This window comes from Desulfofundulus thermobenzoicus, from assembly GCF_009428905.1.
In the GTDB taxonomy this organism is placed as follows: Bacteria; Bacillota; Desulfotomaculia; order Desulfotomaculales; family Desulfovirgulaceae; genus Desulfofundulus_A; species Desulfofundulus_A thermobenzoicus.
The window spans coordinates 65,112-86,421 of the sequence record NZ_WHYR01000009.1 but is presented as its reverse complement, the minus strand read 5'-3'; the positions used below and the strand labels follow the sequence as shown (position 1 = coordinate 86,421).

Here is a 21,310-nt window from a genome sequence, read left to right as displayed (position 1 = left end):
TACCTGGAAGTCGAATACGATGACGGCAGCCTGGACGAGTTCAACAAAAGCGATTACCGGGAGTTGCTTGTGGAAGTTTGAGAATCGAGGGGAGCCGGTTGCAAGGCCGGCTCCCTAATCGAAAACACCGCAATCAACTAACTACGAAGGATGCCGGTTTTAAGACCGGCGCCTTCCCCGCCCGCTGAAGCGGGCGCTAACCGGGATCTCTGGTTGATGACGGGAGCCGGCTTTGAGGCCGGTTCCCTTGGAACGATAATTAACTAATCAACTTAATGCCTGGCTCAGGGGCTTTGTTTCTGGGCACGAATTACCCCCTTCCGGGTAATTTGGCACCCTCAACCCTTCTTGATGACCGATTACCCCCGGCTGCTTAAGTAGCAGCTTGCGCGTGGTAGGTCAACGTCGATGACCCGTGCTGGACAGAGGGTGTCCCGGCGCGGCGAGAGCGCATTTTACCGCACTATTCGCAAGTGCGGGACCGGATGTGTTGCCCGAAAAGACAATTAACTCCCGGACGGCTGAGGCAATTCCCCGCCATAGGCTCAACGGGACAAAATTGTTACACCCGCTGCAAGCGGGCTTGGAGGGACCGGGAAGGAAGGACAACTACATACTCCGCCGGGCGAACGGCGGGTAAAACGCCGTCAGGCGCACACTTCGCGCAGCGTCCGGGGAGCGTTCCCGGGTGGCGGCGAAGGGAGCCTGGTAAAGGCGAACCGCAGCAGGAAGGGCGCTACCCCGCGAGGACGCGGCGCGCACCGCCTGCGGCGGCAATGCGGAGCTCTCTGGAGCGGAGCCGCCCCGCAAGGGGCGCCGGAGCCGAAGGCGACGTTTATTCGTGAAGCGTAGCGGAGCGAATAAACGTCGCCAGCCGGCGGCGCAAAAAAACAGCAAAGCTCTGCTTTGCCGTTGCCTTTTTTCGGCCCGGCAGGGCCGGCAGAAAAATAGATCAAGAAAAGAATAAGATGGGCAGATCCAAGCAGGAATAATGCAGCCATTGAGAGAATTGTATTGTAAATCAGTTAGTTCACATTAGGAGACGTTATAAGGAGATTTGGCGTTATGAAATGCGACTCTAAATTATATGCGGGAATAGATGAGGTTGGGGTTAGTTCTATTGCAGGTCCAATGGTTGCTTGTGTAGTTGTCTTACCAGAAGATCATGGTATTAATGAATTGCCTGTGGATAGTAAATTACTTAAATCCAGCACTATTTCAAGAATTGCGTCCATTGTTAGGAGTAAAGCGTTGTTTTGCAAAGTATTCTTTAAAGGTCCTTCTGAAGTAGATGAAATGGGGTGGAAAAATGCAAGATACTCACTTTGGAGTAAATGTGCGAAAAGTGTATTAAAAGTTTATCCAGGAATTAAAATTATTTTGGATGGCGGACAAAAAATAAGCTGGATAAAGAGTAATCATGAAGCCATAAAGAATGCTGATGGAAAATATGATAATGTTTCAGCGGCAGCTATTGTGGCAAAAGCTACATGCGATGAAAAAATGCGTGAAATAAGTAAATTATATCCTGAATATGACTTTGCAAAGAATAAGGGTTATCCTGTTAAAGAACATTTATTAGCCATAAAAAAACATGGACTGTGCCCTGAGCATAGGTCAAAAATGGCAAATTATGCTTTGGAAAAAGAGATAAAAGAAGATTCGATAAACCTGACTTTGGAGGAAATACAGAATGTTTTAAAAAGTATCATTGACATCGTTTGGGATGAACCTGAATATGTAAGTGAATGGGAGTCGGGATTTTTAAAAGGTCAATATGTAAAAGTCGTGAAAAAAGGAATTATGCCATCAGGAAAGGTTCAATATTATATTTGTAAAGCAAAAAAGGAAATATTAGCTCGAAAGAATAGAGGACATCAGAGCCGGGGCGGCTGCTCCTGCGGCACCCCGGCTCACGTAGCCATACCGGCGGAAATCAAAGACCGGCGGATTTGGATCACCGAAGGACCGCTAAAGGCGGACATCGCCAGCAAGCACCTGGGCGCCGTCGTGGTGGGCGCGTTGAGCGCCTGCACCTGGCGACCAGTGATACCGGTCATCCAAGAGTTGGGAGCGAAAGAGGTAGTGATCGCGCTCGAGGACGTAGAAACAAACCCGGAAGTGGCGAGGGCGTACCTGACCTTGAAAGTGGAACTGAAAAAACACGGCCTGGCGGTCAGCCGGGCGGTGTGGGATGAAAAGAAAGGCATTGACGACGCCCTGGCGGCCGGCATGGAAGTGCGGGTCACGCGGGTGTAAAGACTTGCCGTAAAGACGATATATCCTGCCCCCTTTGACTTAACTGTGGTATACCGTGGTAACCTAGTTTGCCTATCCGAGGGGCTTCCTGAACAATGTATACATATCGGGCAGTGGTTTGCAGCGGCCTTTCAGGCCGTTTTTTTATGCAATTAAAAAAAGGGGGGGGCTAACAACAACATGGGGCGCGGCAGCAGGTCAAAGACAATTTACATGCAGGTGAAGACTCTGGTAAACCGAGCGCGGAGATATGGGATGTCAAAAAGGGATGACTCGGCGGAGATCCGGAGCATATCCATTTATCATGCCAACACGTATGAGAAAGTGCGCACGGTCGGCATGTCTTTTGCCAACTGGTTGGCGGAGCAAAAAGGTACGCCGGTCTTCAAGATGGTAACGGTAACTGCAGAAGACATAAATGGCTACATTGAAAAGCGCCTTGGCCAGTATAAAAACGGGGAAATCACCGCAGCGACGCTGCAGACGGATATTTCGTGCCTGAAAAAGATAGAAAACCTGGTCAATCACTATTACGGCCGGGTGGATTGGAAAATCCCCACAAAAAGATGCGCACGCCGTGAAAAATGGGGTTTGCCCAAAAGGATCAGGGGCGAAAATACGCCCCAGCGTGGTCCTGCTTACACACAGCGGCAGGCGGATCGCATTGTGAGCGAAGTGGAAGCAAGGTATGGTCCGAAGGTGGCGGACGCCCTCCGCTTCTGCCGGGCCACCGGCTGCCGGCTGGAATCCCTCGTGGACATCGGTGAAAAAGGAGTTCGCGCTTCGAGGATCAACACTAAAAACGGGACGGTAACACTTCTGGAAAAGGGCGGCAAGTGGAGGACGGTGCGATACGATTCACGCTACCAGGACTTCATGGAGAGACTTGTCGCCCGGGTGGAAAACAAGGATAGTCCCCTTTTCGCAGGATTATTCAAGGATTCGAATGTACCCGGGGAGCGCCCTATGGCGGAGCAGATGCGGGAAGAAAAAAAGCGGGCAGCCTGCTTTCTGCACCGGGTGGTGAAGGAGGCGGCGGAGAAGGAAGGATTCACCGGGCGGGGACTGCACGGCTTCCGGAAGGAGTTTGCCGTGCGCCGGCACGCGGAATATTTAGACCAGGTCCGTAGCCTGGTGCAGTCAAAAAACTGGCAAGGGTTAAGCAATGAGTATGGAGTAAGCGAACGAAAGGCAAAGGATATCGTGGAAGGGTGGGCGAAAGCCGGTCGAAACACCAAAGAGCGCCGGCGTCTGGCTAGAGAGATGGATTGTCTGGCCAGGTTGAAACTCAGTAAGGATTTGGGGCACAACCGGCTTGATGTCACTTATGCTTATGTTCCAAGGAAGGGGAATTTAAGAGGGGGCAAAAAAGAATGAAAACTTTAGAAAATAAAGATCAAAAAAGACCTGATTATTTTCTACCGAGTGTGAACCCCCAGATTTCTGCTTTACCTGGTATTGCTGTGCCCGTGTTGGCAAAAACGATAGACGTGAAGGTGGACACGGTTTGCGCGGTAAATTGAGTAACCACGGTCTATACCGGTAAATAAAAAATTTGCCGAATCACCGGCAAAGCATGGTATAATTATCCCGGGAACACTGGAATACGGGCCTCACCTGCCGGGGAAGTTTTTCCGAAAGGGGGTGGGGCAGGAATGCTTTCGGCATCAGACGCAATCCAAATCGTAATCGCGGTTATACTTTTTCTCACCCTCATCGTCCACATGACTGAACGGCGCAAGTAGCCGAGAACCCTTGAGACCGCGGCAACGGTTCCAAGGGTCTCAGTGAAAGCCCCGACATGTGAGGCGGACCCACCGCATTTCCAGTATTCCCACTTGTTTAAGATCATAATATACCGCTGCAATCGGATTGTCAACCATTTCGCCTGGCATTAGAGCCGGGCTTTTTTCATTGGAGGTGGTTTTTATGAAGGCAATCGAAACCCTTTCCCATGCCGGCGATAATATCCTATCCAGGTTCCGGGACTTTTCCCCGGTCCGAAAGGCCGCGGCCGTCGCCGGCGCCTCGGCGCTGGGCCTGGCCGGCGCATACGTCCTGGACGTCTGGACCCTGGGCACGGCGGCCGCGTGGCTGCACGGCCTCGGGACTTGGCTGAAGGGGCAATCCATATTTGCCACTCCGGCTGAGAAGGCCGCAGCAGCCCATGCCTTCGATGCCGTGTCCTGGTACTGGCACCACCCCTTTAGCACGGCCCGGGCCTGGCTGACCGGGTCTGAATTAACCAACCCCGGGCCTGGAAAGGTCTGGTTGTATCTGCACGGTTTTGCCGCCCTGGGCGCTTTCAGCTGGTGGCTGGGGAGAAGATACCGCTGTGGAACAGGATGGAGCGGGATCAGGATGAAACCCGGCGACGCCACCCACGGCAGCGCCCGCTGGGCGGAAGCGCGGGATCTGGCCCGGGTGCTGGAATTCGGCTTCGGCCCGGGCATCCTTCTGGGCAAGCACAAAAACAAACCCGTGCGCATCCCGCAAAAGCTCAAAGCGCGGCACAACAAGAACGTGCTGGTCATCGGCAGCCCGGGCTGCGGCAAAAGCTACAGCTACGTGCGCTCCAACATTTTCACCGCCGTGCGCGGCGGTGAAAGCATTATCGTCACGGACCCCAAGGGCGAACTGTACCGGGACATGGCGGCCTTTCTCAAGAGCAAGGGGTACGTCGTCAAAGTCCTCAACCTGGTGCGTATGTGGGAATCCCACGTCAAGAACTTTCTCGATGAGATCCGCACCCCCCTGGACGCGGACGTATTCGCCCAGGTGGTCATCGCCACCACCGAAGGCGGCCCCAAGAAAGGGGGGGACGGTTTCTGGGACCGCGCGGAGCAAAACCTTTTGAAAGCCCTGGCCCTGTACGTCTGCTACGACGAAAACGGCGACCGCCGGCGCGGCACCATGGGCGAAATATACGACCTCATCGCCTCGGGTGACAAGGATGCGGTCAACCGCAAATTCGAAAAGTTGCCACACAACCACCCGGCCTACGGACCGTACATGATATCCAAAATGGCCGGCGAAAACGTGTGGGGCAATATCATCATCGGCCTGGGCACCAGGCTGCAGACGTTCCAGCAGGAAGAAGTGAGGCGCATAACGGAAGCATCGGAAATCGACCTGAACCTGCCGGGAAAAGAAAAGTGCGCCTACTTCGTCATTACGCCGGACACCCACCCGGCGTTCAACTTCCTGGCGTCCCTGTTTTTCACTTTCACCTTCATCCGCCTCATCGAGCAGGCGGACGCGAACAAAAACGGCCGGCTGGAGGTGCCGGTGAAGATGTTGCTGGACGAATTTGCCAACATCGTCAGCATTCCGGATTTCGAAAAAAAAATTGCCACCGCCCGCAGCCGGGGCATCGAATGCCACGTCATCATCCAGAGCCTGCCCCAGCTCATCAGGGTTTACGGGCGGGACTCCTGGCAGGAAATCCGCGCCTGTTGCAGCACCGTGGTGGTGCTGAAGGTGGAGGACGACTACACTGCGGATTACGTGAGCAGGCAGCTCGGCAAAACCACGGTCGAGACCAGCAACCGGAGCCGGGAAATCAGGCCGCTGACCGGGCCGGCCATCTTCGACGAACGGGAAAACCGCAGTGTGACCGCCCGGCCGCTGATGACGCCCGACGAGATCATCCGCATGCCGGCCAGCCAGTGCATAGTCTTCCTGCCCAGCCCCAACGACAGGGAACGGGTCCCGGCACTTCTATCGACCCTCGGGTACACCGAATTCCCCGAAGCGGCGGAGTTGAAACAACTAAACCAGGTAACACCACGGAACCGGGCGGCCAGCCTGCAGGAGCGCGAACCGGAAACGCCGGTATGCCCGGATGAACCGGCGGAACGCCTGGTCCCGGCGCATTCCGTGACATCAATCCCTGAAAATGTGGGCCGTGAACAGATCGAACCGGTACAAACGGAACCCCCAACCCCCCCGCCGCCGGCGCCAACAGATCCGGGGTATGAAATGAAAAACAAAAATGCCGTGAAAGAACCGGAGCCACCGGCCGCCGGAACCGGCCGAACAGTCGTACCGTGGTAAACCGACCGAAGGGGCCCTGCAGGGGGTCCCTTTTTAAGTACGCTGGAGGAGGCATAAATATGGATTTAATCCGGGAGATCATCGCCGGAAGAAGAATCTGCACTCTTTTCCAACCCATCCACGACCTGCGCAAAGGAGAAATCATGGGTTACGAAGCCCTCACCCGGGGGCCGGCCGGGCCGCTGCAGGCGGCGGCCGATCTTTTTACTGCAGCCGCGTCTCACGGCCTGCGGACCGAACTGGAACTGGCCTGCTTTCGCGAAGCGCTGAACAATGCCGGTTCCCTTCCGCCCGGGAAGCTGCTGTTTCTGAACTTTCACCCCCTTACCCTGGCCGGGCACTGGGAAGCCATCCTGGACGGCCTGGGCGGCCTGCGGCGTCGGGCGGTGATTGAAATAACCGAATCGTCCGGCCAGATCCGCTCGTGTGCGAAAGCACAGGAACAATTGCGCGCGGCCGGCGTGCGCATCGCCCTGGACGACGTGGGCGCAGGTGATCGCGCCCTGGCCAACATGTGCGAATTTCAGGCCGACTTTTTAAAACTGGACCGCTCCTTCATCGAGGGGCTCATGAAACCCAAGAACGGCGCCGCCGACCGCTACCGGTCCATGGTCCGCACCCTGGTGGACTACGCCCAGCGGGCGGGCATCGAAGTGATCGCCGAAGGCGTGGAAACGGAAAAGCAGCTATTGGAAACCGTCATGGCCGGCATCCATCTGGTGCAGGGCTTCTACTTCGGCAAACCCCGGCCGGCGGAATACTGGGCGCAAAATCCCGTAAAGGAAAGGCAGGCGGTATATCGTGGATGAGTTGACCATAACGATCAGGGACGAACTGCTGGCCGCCACAGACCGCATACAAAACGGCGAAAAGAGGGTATTGGCCATCTGTCGTCTCTCCCAGAACGGCCGCTACAAAAACATCCCCAGGGAGAAAGTGGGCCGGGCCGTTTTCCACGCCTGCCTGGAGGCGCTGAAAAGGGAGAGGGACCGAGGGCCGGTGCTGTTTTAGATTGCGGGGTATAAAGAAATGGCAATTAACACAAAATTTAACCAGGAGGGAGTGTCTGCCTTATGCTTTGTTGTTGTTGTGTGTTTTACCTGAACGCGTTAAATAAGTGCCTCGTCAGCAAGGAATTTCCAAAAGACGGCGAATGCTGCAATTTTGTCCCGATGGTGGAACTGGAATCTACAGGGAATATGAGAAGAAAGGAGGATGGGCGGGTTGGAACGGAGAATTACCTGGAAACCCCGACTTGTCGTGGTGAAATACAGCGACAGTAAGGACGGGGGGAAGTTACTGAGCGAGGCCAGAAGATATCTGATTGAATGTCTGGTCCGTAAAGACAAAGCAAAGGGAGCGTCTTAACCATGCTGGCAATTGTTTATGTAAGGGTGAGCACAGAAGAGCAGGCAAAGCACGGTTACAGTCTCGATGCTCAGCGTGAAGCATGTAGAGTAAAAGCGTACTCGCTTGGCGCGAAAGAGATAAAAGATTTCGCCGATGAAGGGGTGTCGGGAGAGATATTAGCCCGTCCGGGGTTGGAAAGTGCTTTACAGGCAATAAAGGAGAGCCGCGCTGAACTGTTCGTGTGCCTTGACCCTGACCGGCTTTCTCGAAAGTTGGCCCATCAGCTGATTATCACGGAAGAGATTGAAAAGGCCGGCTGCCGGCTGGAGTTCGTAAACTTCGACTGGAAGGACACTCCGGAAGGCAGACTTTTCTACTCCCTGCGCGGAGCCATTGCCGAGTACGAAAAAGAGAAAATTGTAGCCCGGTCAAAGATGGGCAGGTTGGCCAAGGCAAAAAAGGGTGAAAAGCCCCATCACCTGCCGACCTACGGCTACCGGGAGGAACCGGGGAAACTGGTGATAAATGATCAGGAAGCAAGCGTAGTACGCCAGATGTTTGCCTGGGCGGCGGCAGGAGACGGGCCGCATGTGATAGCCAGACGGTTAACGGAGATGGGGATACCGGGACCGCGGGGAGGTAAATGGTACCGGGGCGTTATCGCCCGCATACTTAAAAACCCGGCGTACATGGGGTTAATGTACGTTAACCGCTACGACTGCACCGGCCTTTTAAATAACAAGTACCTGCCGCCGGGTCAGAAACTCAGGAAGCGCGAACGGCCTCATGAGGAATGGATACCTCTCGCGGTGCCCGCTATTGTAGATGCCATCACCTGGGAACGAGCACAGGCAGCCCGGGCGAGAAGGCGCAAAATGATCAACGAGCAGTACCTTCTCTCCGGTCTGGTCCGCTGCGGGGTGTGCGGGCAACCCGTATGGGGAACATCTTACCGGGGCAAAAACGGCAAGACGTATAAATACTATCTCTGCGCATCCAAAAAAAACAATTTCGATCGACAGCAGGCTATGAGTTGCAATATGTCCCATATTCAGGCTGCACCACTGGATGATGTAGTCTGGGGCGTGGTTGCCGGGTGGCTTTGCAATCCGGAAAAACTACTCAATGAAATGCGGAGTCCCGAAAGAAAGGCTGAAATAGAATGCCAGATCAAGGAAATAGTCAAGGAAATAACCACAGTTAGCGCAGAACGAAAAAGAGCATTTGCGGCGTACACTAAAGGGCTTGTGGACGAACAAATGTACATGGAAGTGGCCCGTGAAATAAAGAGGCGGCAGGAAAGTTTGGCCGCCCGCCTGGCAAGACTCCAAGAAGAACTCTCAACAGTGGACCCGACGGGAGAAGATCTGGAATCCCTGAAAGAGTTGGCTATGAAATACGCCGGCCGTATTGATGAACTCACATTCGAAGAAAAGAGCCGGATAGTCCATCTCCTCGTAGAAAGAGTCACTGTAACCGATACCCGCGTGGAAATTCAAGGTAGAGTACCCAGGGAAGCTTTTAGGTACAGTGGATCGCCCACTGTGGTGGGGGATCCCGTGGAAACGCCCGACGGGACGGTAATCATACCCATTTCCCGGGTGGCCTGCGGCTTTGGCGCTGGCGGCGGGGAACTGGAACCCGAGGGGCGCCAGATGGGCGAGGGGGAACAGATGCCCTTCTTCGGCGGCGGCAGCGGAGCGGGAGTTTCAGTGCAGCCGGTGGGCTTTCTGGTGGTGGGTCAGGGCCAGATACGCCTGTTGCCCGTGGACAGCAACGTAATTATCGACCGGATCATCGACCTGGCTCCGCAGGTACTCTCCCAGATCCAGTCCATGTTCAAACGGGATGACCACCAGCGTGCAGCCATAATGGGCTCCCCGCCACCGCCGCCTCCGGCCGCCACCATCCCGCCGGTGTAAGCCGGTATGGCACCCGTCCATAAAAGGGCGGGTTTTTATTTTACAGGTATAAAACTGCATTAAAGCTGGTTTTTTGAAAAAATTTGTTCAAATATCACATTAAATTAGTCTTTAAAGAGTAAGCAAAACAGGCTATAATAGGCTATATCATTAAATTGGGGGCGCGTTTTTGTCCATCCGCTATACATATCATGCGCAAAAACAGATGCTGGAACGGGGAATCTCTAAAGCGCTTGTGGATGAAACCATAGTTAATCCTGATCAAATGGTTTCTCAGGCAGAGGGTATATTTATTTTGCAAAAAATTTATCGTGAAAGGGAAAAAGATTATCTGCTACGCGTTGCGGTGAAATTTGAAGCCGATATATCAGTAGTTTTAACAGTATACCGGACCTCAAAAATAAGGAAATACTGGAGGGGTGACCGTTGAGATTACGTTACGACCCCGAAGCGGATGCTCTATACATTCGTTTCAAAGAAGGCAAAATCGAAGAAACTGATGAAGTCTCGCCAGGTGTGTTGCTTGATCTGGACGCAAATGGAAATCCTCTGGGGTTGGAGATTTTATACGCCTCCATCAAACTGGGAAAACCACCTTTAACTGTTGAACTTGAGATTCCTGAAACACGGAAGCAGAAAGCGTTATAGCCTTTTATCGCCTGTTCGGCCCGAGAACGGGCATTTTGCGCTTTATTCGCTCCAGGGATAATGCTATAGGTTACAGGACAAAGAAAGATATATGAGTAAAACATCATGCCATCCTGCGGTCATATATTTACACTGCAGGAAAAACATACCTCGGCCATCCTCTGCCCACCAGGGAAGATTTATCGACCATGCCCGGCAGGAAAATGACCATTCCCCTTTTGACGGAATATACTGGCAAAAAGGTGCTTTCCGGCCCTTTTTAGGGGGAGTGGGTAATGGTAATTGTAGTTGGTGGTGGATGGGCCGGCTGCGCCGCCGCCTTTGCCGCCGCCCTGGCCGGGGCAAAAGTCACCCTGCTGGAGAAAACCGACATGCTGCTGGGCACGGGCCTGGTGGGCGGCATCATGCGCAACAACGGCCGGTTTACCGCCCTGGAAGAAATATGGGCCATGGGGGGCGGTGACTTTATACGCCACATCGAAGGGGTGGCCAGGCACCGCTGGCTGGACTTTCCCGGCCACCGCCACGCCACCCTCTATGACGTCACCAGAATAGAACCGGTAATCCGCCGGGCGTTGCTGGACATGGGCATCGAGGTGCAGTTCCAGAGCCGGGTGGTGGGCGTTTTAAAAAAGGGCCCCCGGCTTACGGAGATTTATACGGCCCGGGGAAAAAACCACCCCGGGGATGTATTTATCGATACCACCGGTTCGGCCGGACCGATTAAAAACTGTACCCGCCATGGTTCCGGGTGCGCCATGTGTATCCTGCGCTGCCCCACCTTCGGTCCCCGGGTCAGTCTGACGGAAAAGGCCGGTATCGAAGAAATCCGGGCCGGGGACGGCTTTCCCCATTTCGAGGCCATGAGCGGCTCCTGCAAGCTGGACAAAAAATCCTTGGCCACCTGGCTGGTGGACCGTCTGGAGAGGGAAGGCAAGGTGGTGCTGCCCCTGCCCGCCCACATCCAGAAGCATGAATTGCTGAGCCGCAAGGCCTGCCAGCAATACAACCTGGAGGAGTTCGCCCGCAACCTGATTTTGCTGGACACGGGTCACGCCAAGCTGATGACCCCCTATTTTCCCCTGGAGGTACTGCGCAAACTGGACGGGTTCCAGGAGGCCCGTTACGCCGATCCCTATTCCGGCGGCCGGGGCAACTCCGTGAGATTCATGGCCATTGCTCCCTGTGATGACGCCCTGCAGGTACACGGTGTAGAGAACCTGTTCTGTGCCGGGGAAAAGACGGGCCTGCTGGTGGGGCACACCGAGGCCATTGCCACCGGTTTTCTGGCCGGTCACAACGCCGCCCGTTATATGGTCGGATTAAAACCGCTGGTCCTGCCCGTTGACCTGGCTGTGGGGGACATTATAGCCTTCATGCACCGGGAGATGAAAACCCCGGATGGATTAACGAAAAAATACACCTTTTCCGGCTCGGTCTATTTCCAGCGCATGCAGGAAAGGGGCCTGTACACCACCGATGTGCAGGTCGTCCGGGAACGGGTGGAAAAACTGGGGTTGCGGAATATATACCGCCAAAAGCTATTAAAAAACCCCCGGTTCTAATCCCGGCCCGTCCCACATAAAAAAAGATCAGACAGGCCGACAAGCGGGGGTGCGGGTAGTGGTCAATTACGTCTGGCTGGGAATGATCGTTTTCGGTATTCTGGTGGCGGGGGCCAACGGGCAGATTGAAGTGGTCACCCGGGCCGCTCTGGAGGGCGCCGACAAGGCGGTGAAAACCTCTTTAAACCTGATTGCCATTATCACCTTCTGGCTGGGGATTATGAAACTGGCCGAAGCGGCCGGCCTGGTGCGGGCGCTGGCCCGTCTGGTGCGTCCCTTAAGCCGTTTTCTTTTTCCCGATGTTCCGGCCAATCACCCGGCCATGGGCGCCATCATCATGAACTTGAGCGCCAATATCCTGGGACTGGGCAATGCGGCCACCCCCATGGGGCTCATTGCCATGCAGGAACTGCAAAAGTTAAACCGGGGGGATCCTAAAACGGCCACCAATGCCATGTGCACTTTCCTGGCCCTGAACACTTCCTGTCTTACCCTGATCCCCACCACCATTATCGGCATCCGGGTGATGTACGGTTCCACCGATCCCACGGCCATTGTGGGCACCACCATCTTTGCCACCGCCTGCGGTATGACCGTGGCCGTGGTGGTGGACCGGATTTTACGCTTTTTTTACGGCCGGCAGGGGTGATCGTTCATGTACGAAATAATCAATGAAATTTCCCGCTGGGCCATACCCCTGACCCTGCTGCTGGTGCCCCTGGCGGCCATGCTCAGGGGCGTTTCCGTCTTTGAAACCTTTGTGGAAGGGGCGGCCCAGGGTTTTGCCACGGCCATCAAAACCATACCCTACCTGGTGGCCATGCTGGTGGCCATCAGCATCTTCCGGGCCTCGGGGGCCATGGATGTGCTGGTGCGGGTCCTCTCCCCCCTGCTGGATCCCCTGGGTTTCCCGGCGGAAGTGCTGCCCCATGCCATAATGCGCCCCCTCTCGGGCGGGGCGGCCCTGGGTGTGGCCACGGACATCATTGCCACCCACGGGCCGGACAGTTTCATCGGCCGCCTGGTTTCCACCATGCAGGGCAGCACCGACACCACCTTTTATGTCCTGACCCTGTATTTTGGTTCAGTGGGCATATCCCGCTACCGCTACGCCATCATATCCGGGCTGGTGGCAGACTTCACCAGCCTGGTGGCGTCAGTGTTTATTGTGCAGAAGGTTTTCGGGGCGGGTGGTTAATTTAAAAATTTGGTTCCTCGCTAGATCGTGTGGGCGTACAAATGTACCCAAACTAAAAAAGGAAATAATATTAGGAATTGGCATGGTATTTATGGCATAAACTGTCATTCATTAGTTTTTGCAGGAAGAGCTTCTTGCCATAACGAATCTTGACTTAAAATCCTTATTGAGAGGCTCTTCCGATGATGATGGTGATGGATTATAGATCTCTATTCGCTGCCGCCTTAGGTTTAACACCCCCCTGGCAGGTACTTGACATACAATTTTCTGCAGACCAAAATCGGCTGGACATTTGGGTAGGTTATCCCACCGGAAGTACATTTGACTGTCCTGCCTGTGGCCATGTCGATGCGTCCGTTTACGACACCAAAGAAAAGACTTGGCGGTACCTTAACTTCTTCCTCTCAAGCCCCCTAACTGTATTGGACAGTTTGACTTAAATCTGTTACATTATGCAGTAGGGGGGTAGTCCTGAATGACTAGAAAAAAGTACTCACCAGAGCAAAAAATGCAAATTGTTAAGGAGGCCATGGAAACAGGTAACGCTTCTATTGTTGGCCGCAGGTATGATGTTGCTCCATCCCTCATCAGTCGTTGGGTAAGGACCTACAAGAAGCATGGAACCCTTCACCCGACAGGCCAGGAAAAGGGGGAGACGCTAAGGATATCATGTTCCCCCAAAGAACATAAAGCAGTTAAACAGGAGAATGAAAAGCTCAAAAAACTCCTCGGAGAAAAAGACCTGGAAATTGCCATTCTCCGTGACCTGCTAAAAAAACAAACCCACACTTGATGATAAAATAGATATTGCTAGAAAATGGATATCTTTAGGTTACAAAATATCTCTTGTACTAAGAATTATTGGAATTAGCCGTTCCACGTATTACCACAAAATGCACAAGAGACCAAAACCTAAAAACCGTATTCATACCGGTGGTCGCCCTAAATCTCACTACACCCTGACGAAATCCGGTGCCATTGTCAGCAACGAACAGGTTAAAGAATGGATTTGTGAGCTGATCGCCGGTGAAGAATATGCCTACGGTTACTTGAAGTTGAGCTATTGTTTGCGCAAAAAGTTTAACCTGATAATCAATAAGAAAAAGGTTTATCGTCTGTGTAAGGAATTGGCAATCCTGCGCCCTCAAAGGAAAATTAACAGACATTACCCACGAAAACTGACCCGGAACCGGTTGGTGACTGCTTCTAACCAGCTAAGGTGGATACCGGAGAAAGTCAGACCACTCTTCGAAAAAGAATTGGCCCGCGTTAATAATGAAGGCCGGGAATTGTTAAACAAGGCGCTTCCTGAAGGAGTGGATAATTTTGTGAAGAGTTGCCGGGAGCAGGTGATCAAAGATGCAAATCTGATGTACCAGGAATTTCATCCTGGGGAAGTCTTATCCGAAGAGGTAATTACAAAGATTCTGGATGATTTAAAGGAGCGTTTGAATAAAGCCTTTGCCGGCAAGTTTATCCCCGAAGTAAATTATAACCGGATTGGCTTCCACTTCCAGCGAGGTTCAGATTGGTTTTTAACTGGGGCCAGGCTTTGCTGTTGTTGCAAAAAATAGCGGAATTCCCAAGGAAAAGTCTGACTGACTCTTATTTTCTGCAGGGCCTGCGTCTCGATCAAAGAGAACTGCTGGAAGCAATGGACGTTTGTGATGATATAATCGTAAAAGAAAGCCGGAAAAGTAACGTCTCTGACCGGGCAAAGAATGAGTTAAAGTTGCTGGAAGAAATTAAGAAGTCGCAGGCGGGTAACCGTTTGAAATGCGAAGCGATCCTGGCTTTGATGGCCGGAGAAAGCCAGGATAAAATAAAAGAAAAATTATACCGGCACGATAAGGTTAATGGAGTTATTAATCTGGACAAACCTGCAAATAAAAAACAAAAAGTAATTCAATTAAAACCCAGGTAAATATTTACACCTGATTCTGGCTCACTACGCTTTGGAAACCGGCGCACTTGACATCCACCGGACTAATGGGGCAGCGAGAAGAATGGGGCGGAAGTGAGAGGAAATGGCGAAAAGGATGGCGGATATGCCACTGATTGTGGAAGTCTACGGGAGCATCCCGGCCAATGAGCAGGGGCAACCATCAGGATGAGCGCAGGAAGGATGCGCGTTAGGTGAACGCGATCTGGTGTTCCAATACCGGCTTTTAGAAGGAGTTTTGCAACGTCTCTACGGAAGCCGGGTGGAGTTGATCTACCGGCAGGCTACCGGCTGTGCTTTTGGCGGAAAATTGCCGATGGTAGTTATCAACGGCACGGTAATTACCGAGGGCGGGCTCCCGCCGCGGCAGGCGATTGAACATTTGAAACGGTTGGACGGGCCCCGGCAAACAGGGAATTAAAGAAATCGAAATTAATCCAAAAAATGTTTTTTAAACCGGTCGGCTTTTTCTAAATTCGAAGTTTGAAACTTTCAAATTAAAACCTCCCGAAAATCAAGGGCTCCGGGGCAATAATTAAAGACGTACCACTACACTTTCCTTCATTTTACAATAATGAGGGTGTGTGGTAATCACCGGATGTCCGAGCGCTTTGTTTGCAAGTGCCGTTACTGTCGTTTTTGATTTCGGCTACCTTTAGGGGTGGACGTATGCCCAGTGCTTTGAAGGCTTCATATGCGTTGCCCACCAGTTCCGTGCGGCACAGGTACTTATCTTCGCCGATACTGAGTTCCACTGCTTTCAACTGTTGCAGGTCCCTGAGCAGGTAGACGTACTCCAGTTCTATTTCTTTTTCGGCCAGCTTTCTCTGCAGGGCCGATTCCAGGACCAGGGCCAGGAAGCAGACCATGATGTGTCCCCGGACTCGGCTGTCTTTCCAGTGGTATACCGGCCGTAGATCCAGACTGGTTTTCATTGTCCGGAAGGCCCGCTCCACCCGCCAGAGGTCTTTGTACGCCAGGGCCACTTCGTCGGTGGATAGTTGGGAGTTGGTGCGCAGGACATATTTACCGTCATACCGGGCTTCTTCTTGCAGGGTTTCCTGGTCGATGCCGACCACAGCATCCTTGTTCAATAAAAGATACCGACGGTAACCCCGGTTGCCAATCAGTGATTTAATGCCGCCGTTTTTTAGCTGTTCTTCCAGTTTCCGGCACATTTCTTCGCGGGCCATCTTGTCGTGTGCGGCCTGGACCGGGTTGTAGCAGACGATATAGCGGTCGGCATCGTACCAGACTTCCTTTACTTTCAGATTGTCTTTTACTGTCCGGTACCGGCCGCCCGTTTTGAGCACTGCCCCAACGTCCTTTACTTTGCGCATGCGCATACCCACGATGTATTCGATGTGATTTTTGTCCAGATGCTCCAGTAAATCCTTGCTGACCATGCCCCGATCACCGACAAAGATAACCCGGGTCAGGTTAAAGCGCCGGCGCACATCGGCAATAATTTGACTGAAGGTATTAACGTCGGCCGTATTGCCGGGGAAGACCTCATGGGCAACAGGTATACCGGAGCGAGTCATCAATACACCCACCATCACCTGGATTCTATCCGGACGGTGATCTTTGGAATGACCGTAGCGGCCCAGTTCTTCGGGGCCGTTGCCCTCAAAGTACGTGGAGGTGGTATCCCAGAGAACCATGTTCACTTCCAGATCGAACAGGTTTTTGATGGAGTCAAAGAGGTCGATTTCTATTTTCTCTTTGTATTCAGCCAGAAAATCAAGCCCCCGGTAAAGGTGGTGCAATTCCAGCTGGTCAAAGGCCGGCCGGTATACTTCTGTGAGCCACTCGTTTACGCCCCGCTTGGAAAGGGGATCGCTGATCCGGTTCAATACCATGGCATAAACGGCTTCTGCCAGCTGCTTGCAGGTGTATGCGCCGGAAAAGTGCCGTTGCAGGATGAAGTCCAGGCAAGTTGCTCCCACAGGTGCCGAAAGATCAGATCCAACCCCCATTCCCTGGCCCTGTGTACCAGTAGTTTCTCAGCTTCGGCCTGAATCCACTTTTGTTTGGAAAATTTGGCCAGGCTGGCGATGAGCCGGTCCAGGCTGCCTTCCTGCAGTTCGTCTATCCGGCCCAGGTTGGCCACCACTCTCTGGCGCACTTTGCCGTGTTCTCTGACGGCCTCGACTATCTGGACATAAGTTCTTTTGGAGCCGTCCTTGTTGGTGAATGTTTTTGTTCTGGCATACATGGCATATTTATTATACCATATTAAAACGGACCGAAAAACGCAAATGTTTATAGACGTGGCACTACACTTTCGCCATTTTTAGGGATTCCGCCAACTAAGGCCCTCGATTTTACTGGATTTCTAGCTTAATTGGAAATGTATGGGGCGCTAAAGTTTCAAACTTGAGTAAATGAAGTTTTAACTAAAAGAATAAATTATATCTTCAGTTGGACTTCTCATTAGGGAAGATCCGGATTACTCGCTCTCGTTGGCGGATCTCCTGATTGAGCCCCAGGGCCACTTTGACGAAAGGTTGGGGGTAGCGCCGGGCCAGGGCCTTTACACTACGGTCGAAGACGTTACCAGCCAAAGGGCAAGATCCTTCCCACCGGTGGAAAGTCCCGAACCTGAAACATCTGCAAATTTTTCCTGCTTTTCTTCGCTGGTTTATGTTAAACTGGAAGCATGAGCAGGATAACCGTCTACGGGAATCTGGTGTGGCGCAAGGGCTGGTCAATTTACAGTCTGCTGCCGCTAAAAAGAAGGAGGACCTGATGCTGTGGGCCGAAGGGAGATCGGGTAATTGAGGCAGGTACATTTCTTGGACACTTCTTGTGCTGTTTGCTGAGGGTTCATAATTTATATATGGAAGTGGAAGAGGAGCTTTTAAGCATTATCAACCGAAGCAAAACTTTAATCCTGCCTATTGCCAGTATTATTGAATCCGGCAATCATCTTGCCTACATAAGCGATGAGGAGCACGCAAAAGGCAGTATAGAAATGAGCAAAATACCCACAGGGATTATGGATCCCAGGGAATTGTCGATACTATCAGGAAAGGGGTGGAAAACATTGGGCAAAGAGAGTTCTCCTGTGGTTACCGAAGAGTTGCTATCTGAAGTTGTACAAAGGATTCTTTCGGTAACCAAAAAGCCAAAACTGATCGCTTTGTTTGATTCCCGTGCCAGGGGAAATTCCAGGCCGGATAGCGACCTGGATATTCTTATTGTAATGGACTCCGATTTACCCCGGTGGAAGCGTCCGGCGCCAATTCGCCGGGCATTAACTGGCCTGTTTCCGACTAAGGACATTGTCGTGTACACACCTGAAGAAATTGAGGAGTGGAAAGCGGTCCCCAACGCCTTTATTACAACGATCTTGCGAGAAGGGAAAATTTTGTATGAAGGATAAAAACGAATTGGCGAAAGGATGGGTCCTGAAAGCGGAAAGTGATTTGGCGACTGCCCGCCGGATGCTGGCCAGTGAAGGTCCTTTCGACACTGCCTGTTTTCACTGCCAGCAGGCAATAGAAAAATTTTTGAAAGCTTTTTTGGCCTTTCAAGGACAGCAAATTCCCCGTACGCAGCCCCCGGCGGAAAATCATGTCATGGGTCAACACGGGCCGAATATACAATAAATTTTCTAATATTGGTAAGGACTGAACTTTTCAGCAACTCCCCGGACCTTTTGAGACTGTTTTTACAAAGGCATCTTTTGTGATAAAATGCTTTTAATACGCGAGACGGCTAACCGTTGTAAAGGGGAATGCACCCGGTTTTCCCGGGATGATTGTCCATGGAACGACTGCAAAAGGTTATGGCCCGGGCAGGGGTGGCCTCCCGGCGCCACTGCGAAGAAATGATTGCCGCCGGCCTGGTAAAAGTAAACGGTCGGGTGATCACCCGCCCTGGTGTCCGGGTGGACCCGGAAAAGGACCGCATAGAAGTGGCCGGACGGGTCCTTCCCCGGGAGGAAAGGAAGGTTTATATTTTACTGAACAAACCCCGGGGCTATATCACCACCCTGAGCGATCCCCGGGGACGGCGCAAGGTGACGGACCTGCTGCGGGGGGTGGGCGGCCGGGTTTATCCCGTGGGCCGCCTGGACTACGACAGCGAAGGTCTGTTGCTGCTGACCAACGACGGTGAGCTGACCCACGCCCTCACCCACCCCGGACACCGGGTGCCCAAGACCTACCGGGTGCGGGTGGAAGGGGTTCCCTCCCCGGACAAACTGGCACAGATGGCCCGGGGGCTTTTACTGGATGACGGACCCACCGCCCCCGCCCGGGTGGCCCTGGTGGAAAAGGGAGGGGGAAACGCCCTGCTGGAAATAACCATCCACGAAGGACGCAACCGCCAGGTGCGCCGGATGTGCGACAAAATCGGCCACCCGGTGCGCCGCCTGAAGAGAACGGCTCTGGGTCCCCTGACTTTGCAGGGACTGAAACCGGGCCAATTCCGCTTTTTAACACCGGCGGAAGTTGCCTTATTAAGACGGGCGGCCGGGCTGAATGCTGCTCCGGTACCGGTGTCGGAGCCATCCCCGGGGAACGGTCAATCCCGATGACCCGGATTCATTCCTGCTGCGGAAAAGCCGTTTGTTCACCGAATCCGGCAGGAATTTCTTTGCCTTCCAGCGAATTAAGTAAAGATATGGTATTTTTTGCTGGGGGGTGAAGTTTTGACTGGTCCGGCATCCGGGGAAAACTCCACTGAAAGAGATATAAGGGCAAAGGTACGGCTGGACTTTAAAGGTGTGGGGCGGCCGGGACGTCTCTTTTTCGGTGGCAAATCCACCGAAAAAGCAGCCGAAGAAATGCGGGAGCAGCAAGCGGCCATGCTGCGCAATATTCCAGTTCAGGGCATACATATACTTGATGTGGATCTCAGTCTGGAACTCTATACCATTTACGACGATGTAAACAACCAGGAAGTGGCCTATGCACCCGCGGTTCTGGAACTGATTGCCGACACCATTGAAGATCTGGTTCGTTTTGCCGTCAGGGAGGAATTCCGTAAAATCGAAATAATTTCCCCCGCCGCCATTAGCCTGCAAAAAGTGGAACTGGAAAGGTTAATGTTTCGCGTGGCGGAAGAAGTGAGAAAATATCGTCAGAACCTGGAGCGGAAATACAATATTAAATAAAAAGAGGGCGCCACTGTTTGACACGGTAATTATGTAAATACATATCTGCCAGAATGACTTCCATTTTACCAACCCCCAAAGGGGGACGGATTTTCAGGACCGGAAAACTATTTACGGTCCCACCTTTATTTTTGGTTTTTCTACCGGTCCGTTGTATTTTCACCGGGAGGGGCTTATAATGAACCTTACAGGTGCATGGGCAGTGGTAAAACAATCTGGGGGTGGGTGCTATGGCCTTTCAAGGGAGCCGGCAGGTGGCCCGGGTGGCCCTGACCATGGCTCTAAGCGAGGACAGGGAACAGGAGCGGGAATTAAAGGCCTGTTATTCCCGGGAAGGGTTTAAAACGGCGGCGGTGGATTACGGCGGTGATTTTGTTACTTCGGTGAACAAAATTACCGAACGGGCGGTGGTGGCCGCCAAACGGGAAGGGGTGATCCGGGAGGTTCACGCCGAAGAAGGGGCCGTAGCCGGTGCCACCCGGGAGGCCCTCTCCCAGGTCATGTTCAAGGCCATCGGGTTGAATGTGGGGGGTAAAATCGGCATCGCCCGTTATCACGATCATATCAGCGTGGCCGTTTTTTTTGGTGTGGGCCTTTTGCACCTGGATGAAGTGGCCGTGGGGCTGGGGCACCGGGCGGTTTCCTCTTGAAGTTGCGCTCATTGGGAAGAATAGATTGGGGAGGATGGAAGGATGGACAAAATTTACGTAAGGGGCATCCGGGGAGCGATCACGGTAGAACGGAACAGGGCCGAGGATATCATTCAGGCCACGGGGGAACTGCTCCAGGCTATCATGGATGAAAATGAACTGCAGCCGGAGGATATTGCCAGCGCTTTTTTCACCGTCACGGATGATCTGAACGCCGAATTCCCGGCCACCGCCGCCCGGGAACTGCTGGGCTGGAAATACGTCCCTCTTTTATGCGCCAGGGAAATCGATGTACCCGACCGCCTGCCCCGGTGCATCCGGGTGCTGGTTCATGTGAACACCACACGCTCCCAGCGGGAAATCAAGCACGTCTACCTGCGGGAAGCCACCCGGCTGCGCACCGATCTGCTGCCGCAATAGGTTGGAAAAATGTTTTCGCCTGCGCAGGGCCATATTGACACCTGAATAACAACCGGCTATCATAAAATATAATAAAATCAAAGATCAGGGCGATGGAGCTCGCCTTTAAATGCTCTATGAGCTGATAGCTCCTGTTGGATCTGTTTTTTCCAGCAGGAGCTTGATTTTTTAACCG

23 protein-coding genes, 3 pseudogenes and 1 riboswitch are annotated in these 21,310 nt (G+C 53.0%); of the genes and pseudogenes, 24 read left to right on the top strand and 2 right to left on the bottom strand.

Annotated features, from left to right (window positions below):
• The first annotated feature begins 1,065 nt into the window (after window positions 1–1,065).
• The 18 genes and pseudogenes from GFC01_RS05145 to GFC01_RS05065 all read left to right on the top strand — a co-directional run bounded on the left by GFC01_RS05145 (window position 1,066) and on the right by GFC01_RS05065 (window position 15,361).
• Window positions 1,066–2,259, top strand: a complete 1,194-nt coding sequence (locus tag GFC01_RS05145) for a hypothetical protein (RefSeq protein WP_152945565.1) — start codon at window positions 1,066–1,068, stop codon at window positions 2,257–2,259.
• Between the two features lie 255 nt (window positions 2,260–2,514).
• A complete protein-coding gene (locus GFC01_RS05140) occupies window positions 2,515–3,636 on the top strand; it encodes a site-specific integrase (RefSeq protein WP_152945564.1) in 1,122 nt (373 codons plus the stop codon).
• The gene (locus GFC01_RS05135; protein WP_152945563.1) at window positions 3,633–3,782 is read left to right on the top strand and encodes a hypothetical protein; all 150 of its coding nucleotides are present in this window, start codon (window positions 3,633–3,635) and stop codon (window positions 3,780–3,782) included. Before GFC01_RS05140 ends, GFC01_RS05135 begins: the two co-directional genes overlap by 4 nt.
• Before the next feature lie 406 nt (window positions 3,783–4,188).
• Complete coding sequence (locus GFC01_RS05130) at window positions 4,189–6,315, top strand: VirD4-like conjugal transfer protein, CD1115 family (RefSeq protein WP_152945562.1); 2,127 nt, start codon at window positions 4,189–4,191, stop codon at window positions 6,313–6,315.
• Window positions 6,316–6,374: 59 nt separating this feature from the next.
• Window positions 6,375–7,124: an EAL domain-containing protein gene (locus GFC01_RS05125; RefSeq protein ID WP_152945561.1), complete on the top strand. Its 750-nt coding sequence runs from the start codon at window positions 6,375–6,377 to the stop codon at window positions 7,122–7,124.
• The gene (locus GFC01_RS05120) at window positions 7,117–7,326 is read left to right on the top strand and encodes a hypothetical protein (protein WP_152945560.1); all 210 of its coding nucleotides are present in this window, start codon (window positions 7,117–7,119) and stop codon (window positions 7,324–7,326) included. Before GFC01_RS05125 ends, GFC01_RS05120 begins: the two co-directional genes overlap by 8 nt.
• A gap of 213 nt (window positions 7,327–7,539) precedes the next feature.
• Window positions 7,540–7,683, top strand: a complete 144-nt coding sequence (locus GFC01_RS05115) for a hypothetical protein (protein ID WP_152945559.1) — start codon at window positions 7,540–7,542, stop codon at window positions 7,681–7,683.
• Window positions 7,684–7,685: 2 nt separating this feature from the next.
• A pseudogene (locus GFC01_RS19300) lies at window positions 7,686–8,744 on the top strand (recombinase family protein); the annotation flags it as partial.
• A 462-nt stretch (window positions 8,745–9,206) separates the two neighbouring features.
• Window positions 9,207–9,587 (top strand): annotated as a pseudogene (ytfJ, locus tag GFC01_RS19295) (GerW family sporulation protein); the annotation flags it as partial.
• Window positions 9,588–9,756: 169 nt separating this feature from the next.
• Window positions 9,757–10,017, top strand: a complete 261-nt coding sequence (locus tag GFC01_RS05105; protein ID WP_152945557.1) for a DUF4258 domain-containing protein — start codon at window positions 9,757–9,759, stop codon at window positions 10,015–10,017.
• Complete coding sequence (locus GFC01_RS05100; RefSeq protein ID WP_152945556.1) at window positions 10,014–10,235, top strand: DUF2283 domain-containing protein; 222 nt, start codon at window positions 10,014–10,016, stop codon at window positions 10,233–10,235. The genes GFC01_RS05105 and GFC01_RS05100 overlap by 4 nt, the downstream gene beginning before the upstream one ends.
• Window positions 10,236–10,510: 275 nt before the next feature.
• Window positions 10,511–11,800 carry an FAD-dependent oxidoreductase gene (locus tag GFC01_RS05095; RefSeq protein ID WP_152945555.1) on the top strand — a complete coding sequence of 430 codons (1,290 nt, stop codon included), beginning with the start codon at window positions 10,511–10,513 and terminating at the stop codon, window positions 11,798–11,800.
• 58 nt (window positions 11,801–11,858) lie between these two features.
• Complete coding sequence (locus GFC01_RS05090) at window positions 11,859–12,449, top strand: nucleoside recognition domain-containing protein (RefSeq protein ID WP_341473758.1); 591 nt, start codon at window positions 11,859–11,861, stop codon at window positions 12,447–12,449.
• Between the two features lie 6 nt (window positions 12,450–12,455).
• Window positions 12,456–12,998 (top strand): spore maturation protein, encoded by a 543-nt coding sequence (locus tag GFC01_RS05085; RefSeq protein WP_152945554.1) that lies wholly within the window; start codon window positions 12,456–12,458, stop codon window positions 12,996–12,998.
• A 475-nt stretch (window positions 12,999–13,473) separates the two neighbouring features.
• The gene (locus GFC01_RS05080) at window positions 13,474–13,791 is read left to right on the top strand and encodes a transposase (protein ID WP_152945553.1); all 318 of its coding nucleotides are present in this window, start codon (window positions 13,474–13,476) and stop codon (window positions 13,789–13,791) included.
• Window positions 13,792–13,891: 100 nt separating this feature from the next.
• Window positions 13,892–14,572 (top strand): helix-turn-helix domain-containing protein, encoded by a 681-nt coding sequence (locus tag GFC01_RS05075; protein WP_152945552.1) that lies wholly within the window; start codon window positions 13,892–13,894, stop codon window positions 14,570–14,572.
• Window positions 14,527–14,922, top strand: a complete 396-nt coding sequence (locus GFC01_RS05070; RefSeq protein ID WP_152945551.1) for a hypothetical protein — start codon at window positions 14,527–14,529, stop codon at window positions 14,920–14,922. The genes GFC01_RS05075 and GFC01_RS05070 overlap by 46 nt, the downstream gene beginning before the upstream one ends.
• Window positions 14,923–15,148: 226 nt before the next feature.
• Window positions 15,149–15,361, top strand: a complete 213-nt coding sequence (locus GFC01_RS05065; RefSeq protein WP_152945550.1) for a hypothetical protein — start codon at window positions 15,149–15,151, stop codon at window positions 15,359–15,361.
• 145 nt (window positions 15,362–15,506) lie between these two features.
• Here the strand turns inward: GFC01_RS05065 and GFC01_RS05060 are convergent.
• Both GFC01_RS05060 and GFC01_RS05055 read right to left on the bottom strand, forming a co-directional pair.
• A pseudogene (locus tag GFC01_RS05060) lies at window positions 15,507–17,158 on the bottom strand (IS1634 family transposase).
• Window positions 17,159–17,360: 202 nt separating this feature from the next.
• Window positions 17,361–17,507, bottom strand: coding sequence for a hypothetical protein (locus GFC01_RS05055; protein WP_152945549.1), 147 nt, complete (start codon window positions 17,505–17,507; stop codon window positions 17,361–17,363).
• A 275-nt stretch (window positions 17,508–17,782) separates the two neighbouring features.
• Here GFC01_RS05055 and GFC01_RS05050 point away from each other — a divergent pair, with 275 nt between their 5' ends.
• The 6 genes from GFC01_RS05050 to aroH all read left to right on the top strand — a co-directional run bounded on the left by GFC01_RS05050 (window position 17,783) and on the right by aroH (window position 21,135).
• Complete coding sequence (locus GFC01_RS05050) at window positions 17,783–18,328, top strand: nucleotidyltransferase domain-containing protein (protein ID WP_207707580.1); 546 nt, start codon at window positions 17,783–17,785, stop codon at window positions 18,326–18,328.
• Window positions 18,318–18,554 carry a HEPN domain-containing protein gene (locus GFC01_RS05045; RefSeq protein ID WP_152945548.1) on the top strand — a complete coding sequence of 79 codons (237 nt, stop codon included), beginning with the start codon at window positions 18,318–18,320 and terminating at the stop codon, window positions 18,552–18,554. Before GFC01_RS05050 ends, GFC01_RS05045 begins: the two co-directional genes overlap by 11 nt.
• A 158-nt stretch (window positions 18,555–18,712) precedes the next feature.
• A complete protein-coding gene (locus GFC01_RS05040) occupies window positions 18,713–19,486 on the top strand; it encodes a pseudouridine synthase (protein WP_152945547.1) in 774 nt (257 codons plus the stop codon).
• A 114-nt stretch (window positions 19,487–19,600) separates the two neighbouring features.
• Window positions 19,601–20,065: a hypothetical protein gene (locus GFC01_RS05035; protein WP_152945546.1), complete on the top strand. Its 465-nt coding sequence runs from the start codon at window positions 19,601–19,603 to the stop codon at window positions 20,063–20,065.
• Window positions 20,066–20,295: 230 nt separating this feature from the next.
• Window positions 20,296–20,715, top strand: coding sequence for a HutP family protein (locus tag GFC01_RS05030; RefSeq protein ID WP_152945545.1), 420 nt, complete (start codon window positions 20,296–20,298; stop codon window positions 20,713–20,715).
• Window positions 20,716–20,757: 42 nt separating this feature from the next.
• Window positions 20,758–21,135, top strand: a complete 378-nt coding sequence (gene aroH, locus GFC01_RS05025) for a chorismate mutase (protein WP_152945544.1) — start codon at window positions 20,758–20,760, stop codon at window positions 21,133–21,135.
• Window positions 21,136–21,214: 79 nt separating this feature from the next.
• A riboswitch (Fluoride riboswitch) is annotated at window positions 21,215–21,276 on the top strand.
• Window positions 21,277–21,310 lie beyond the last annotated feature (34 nt).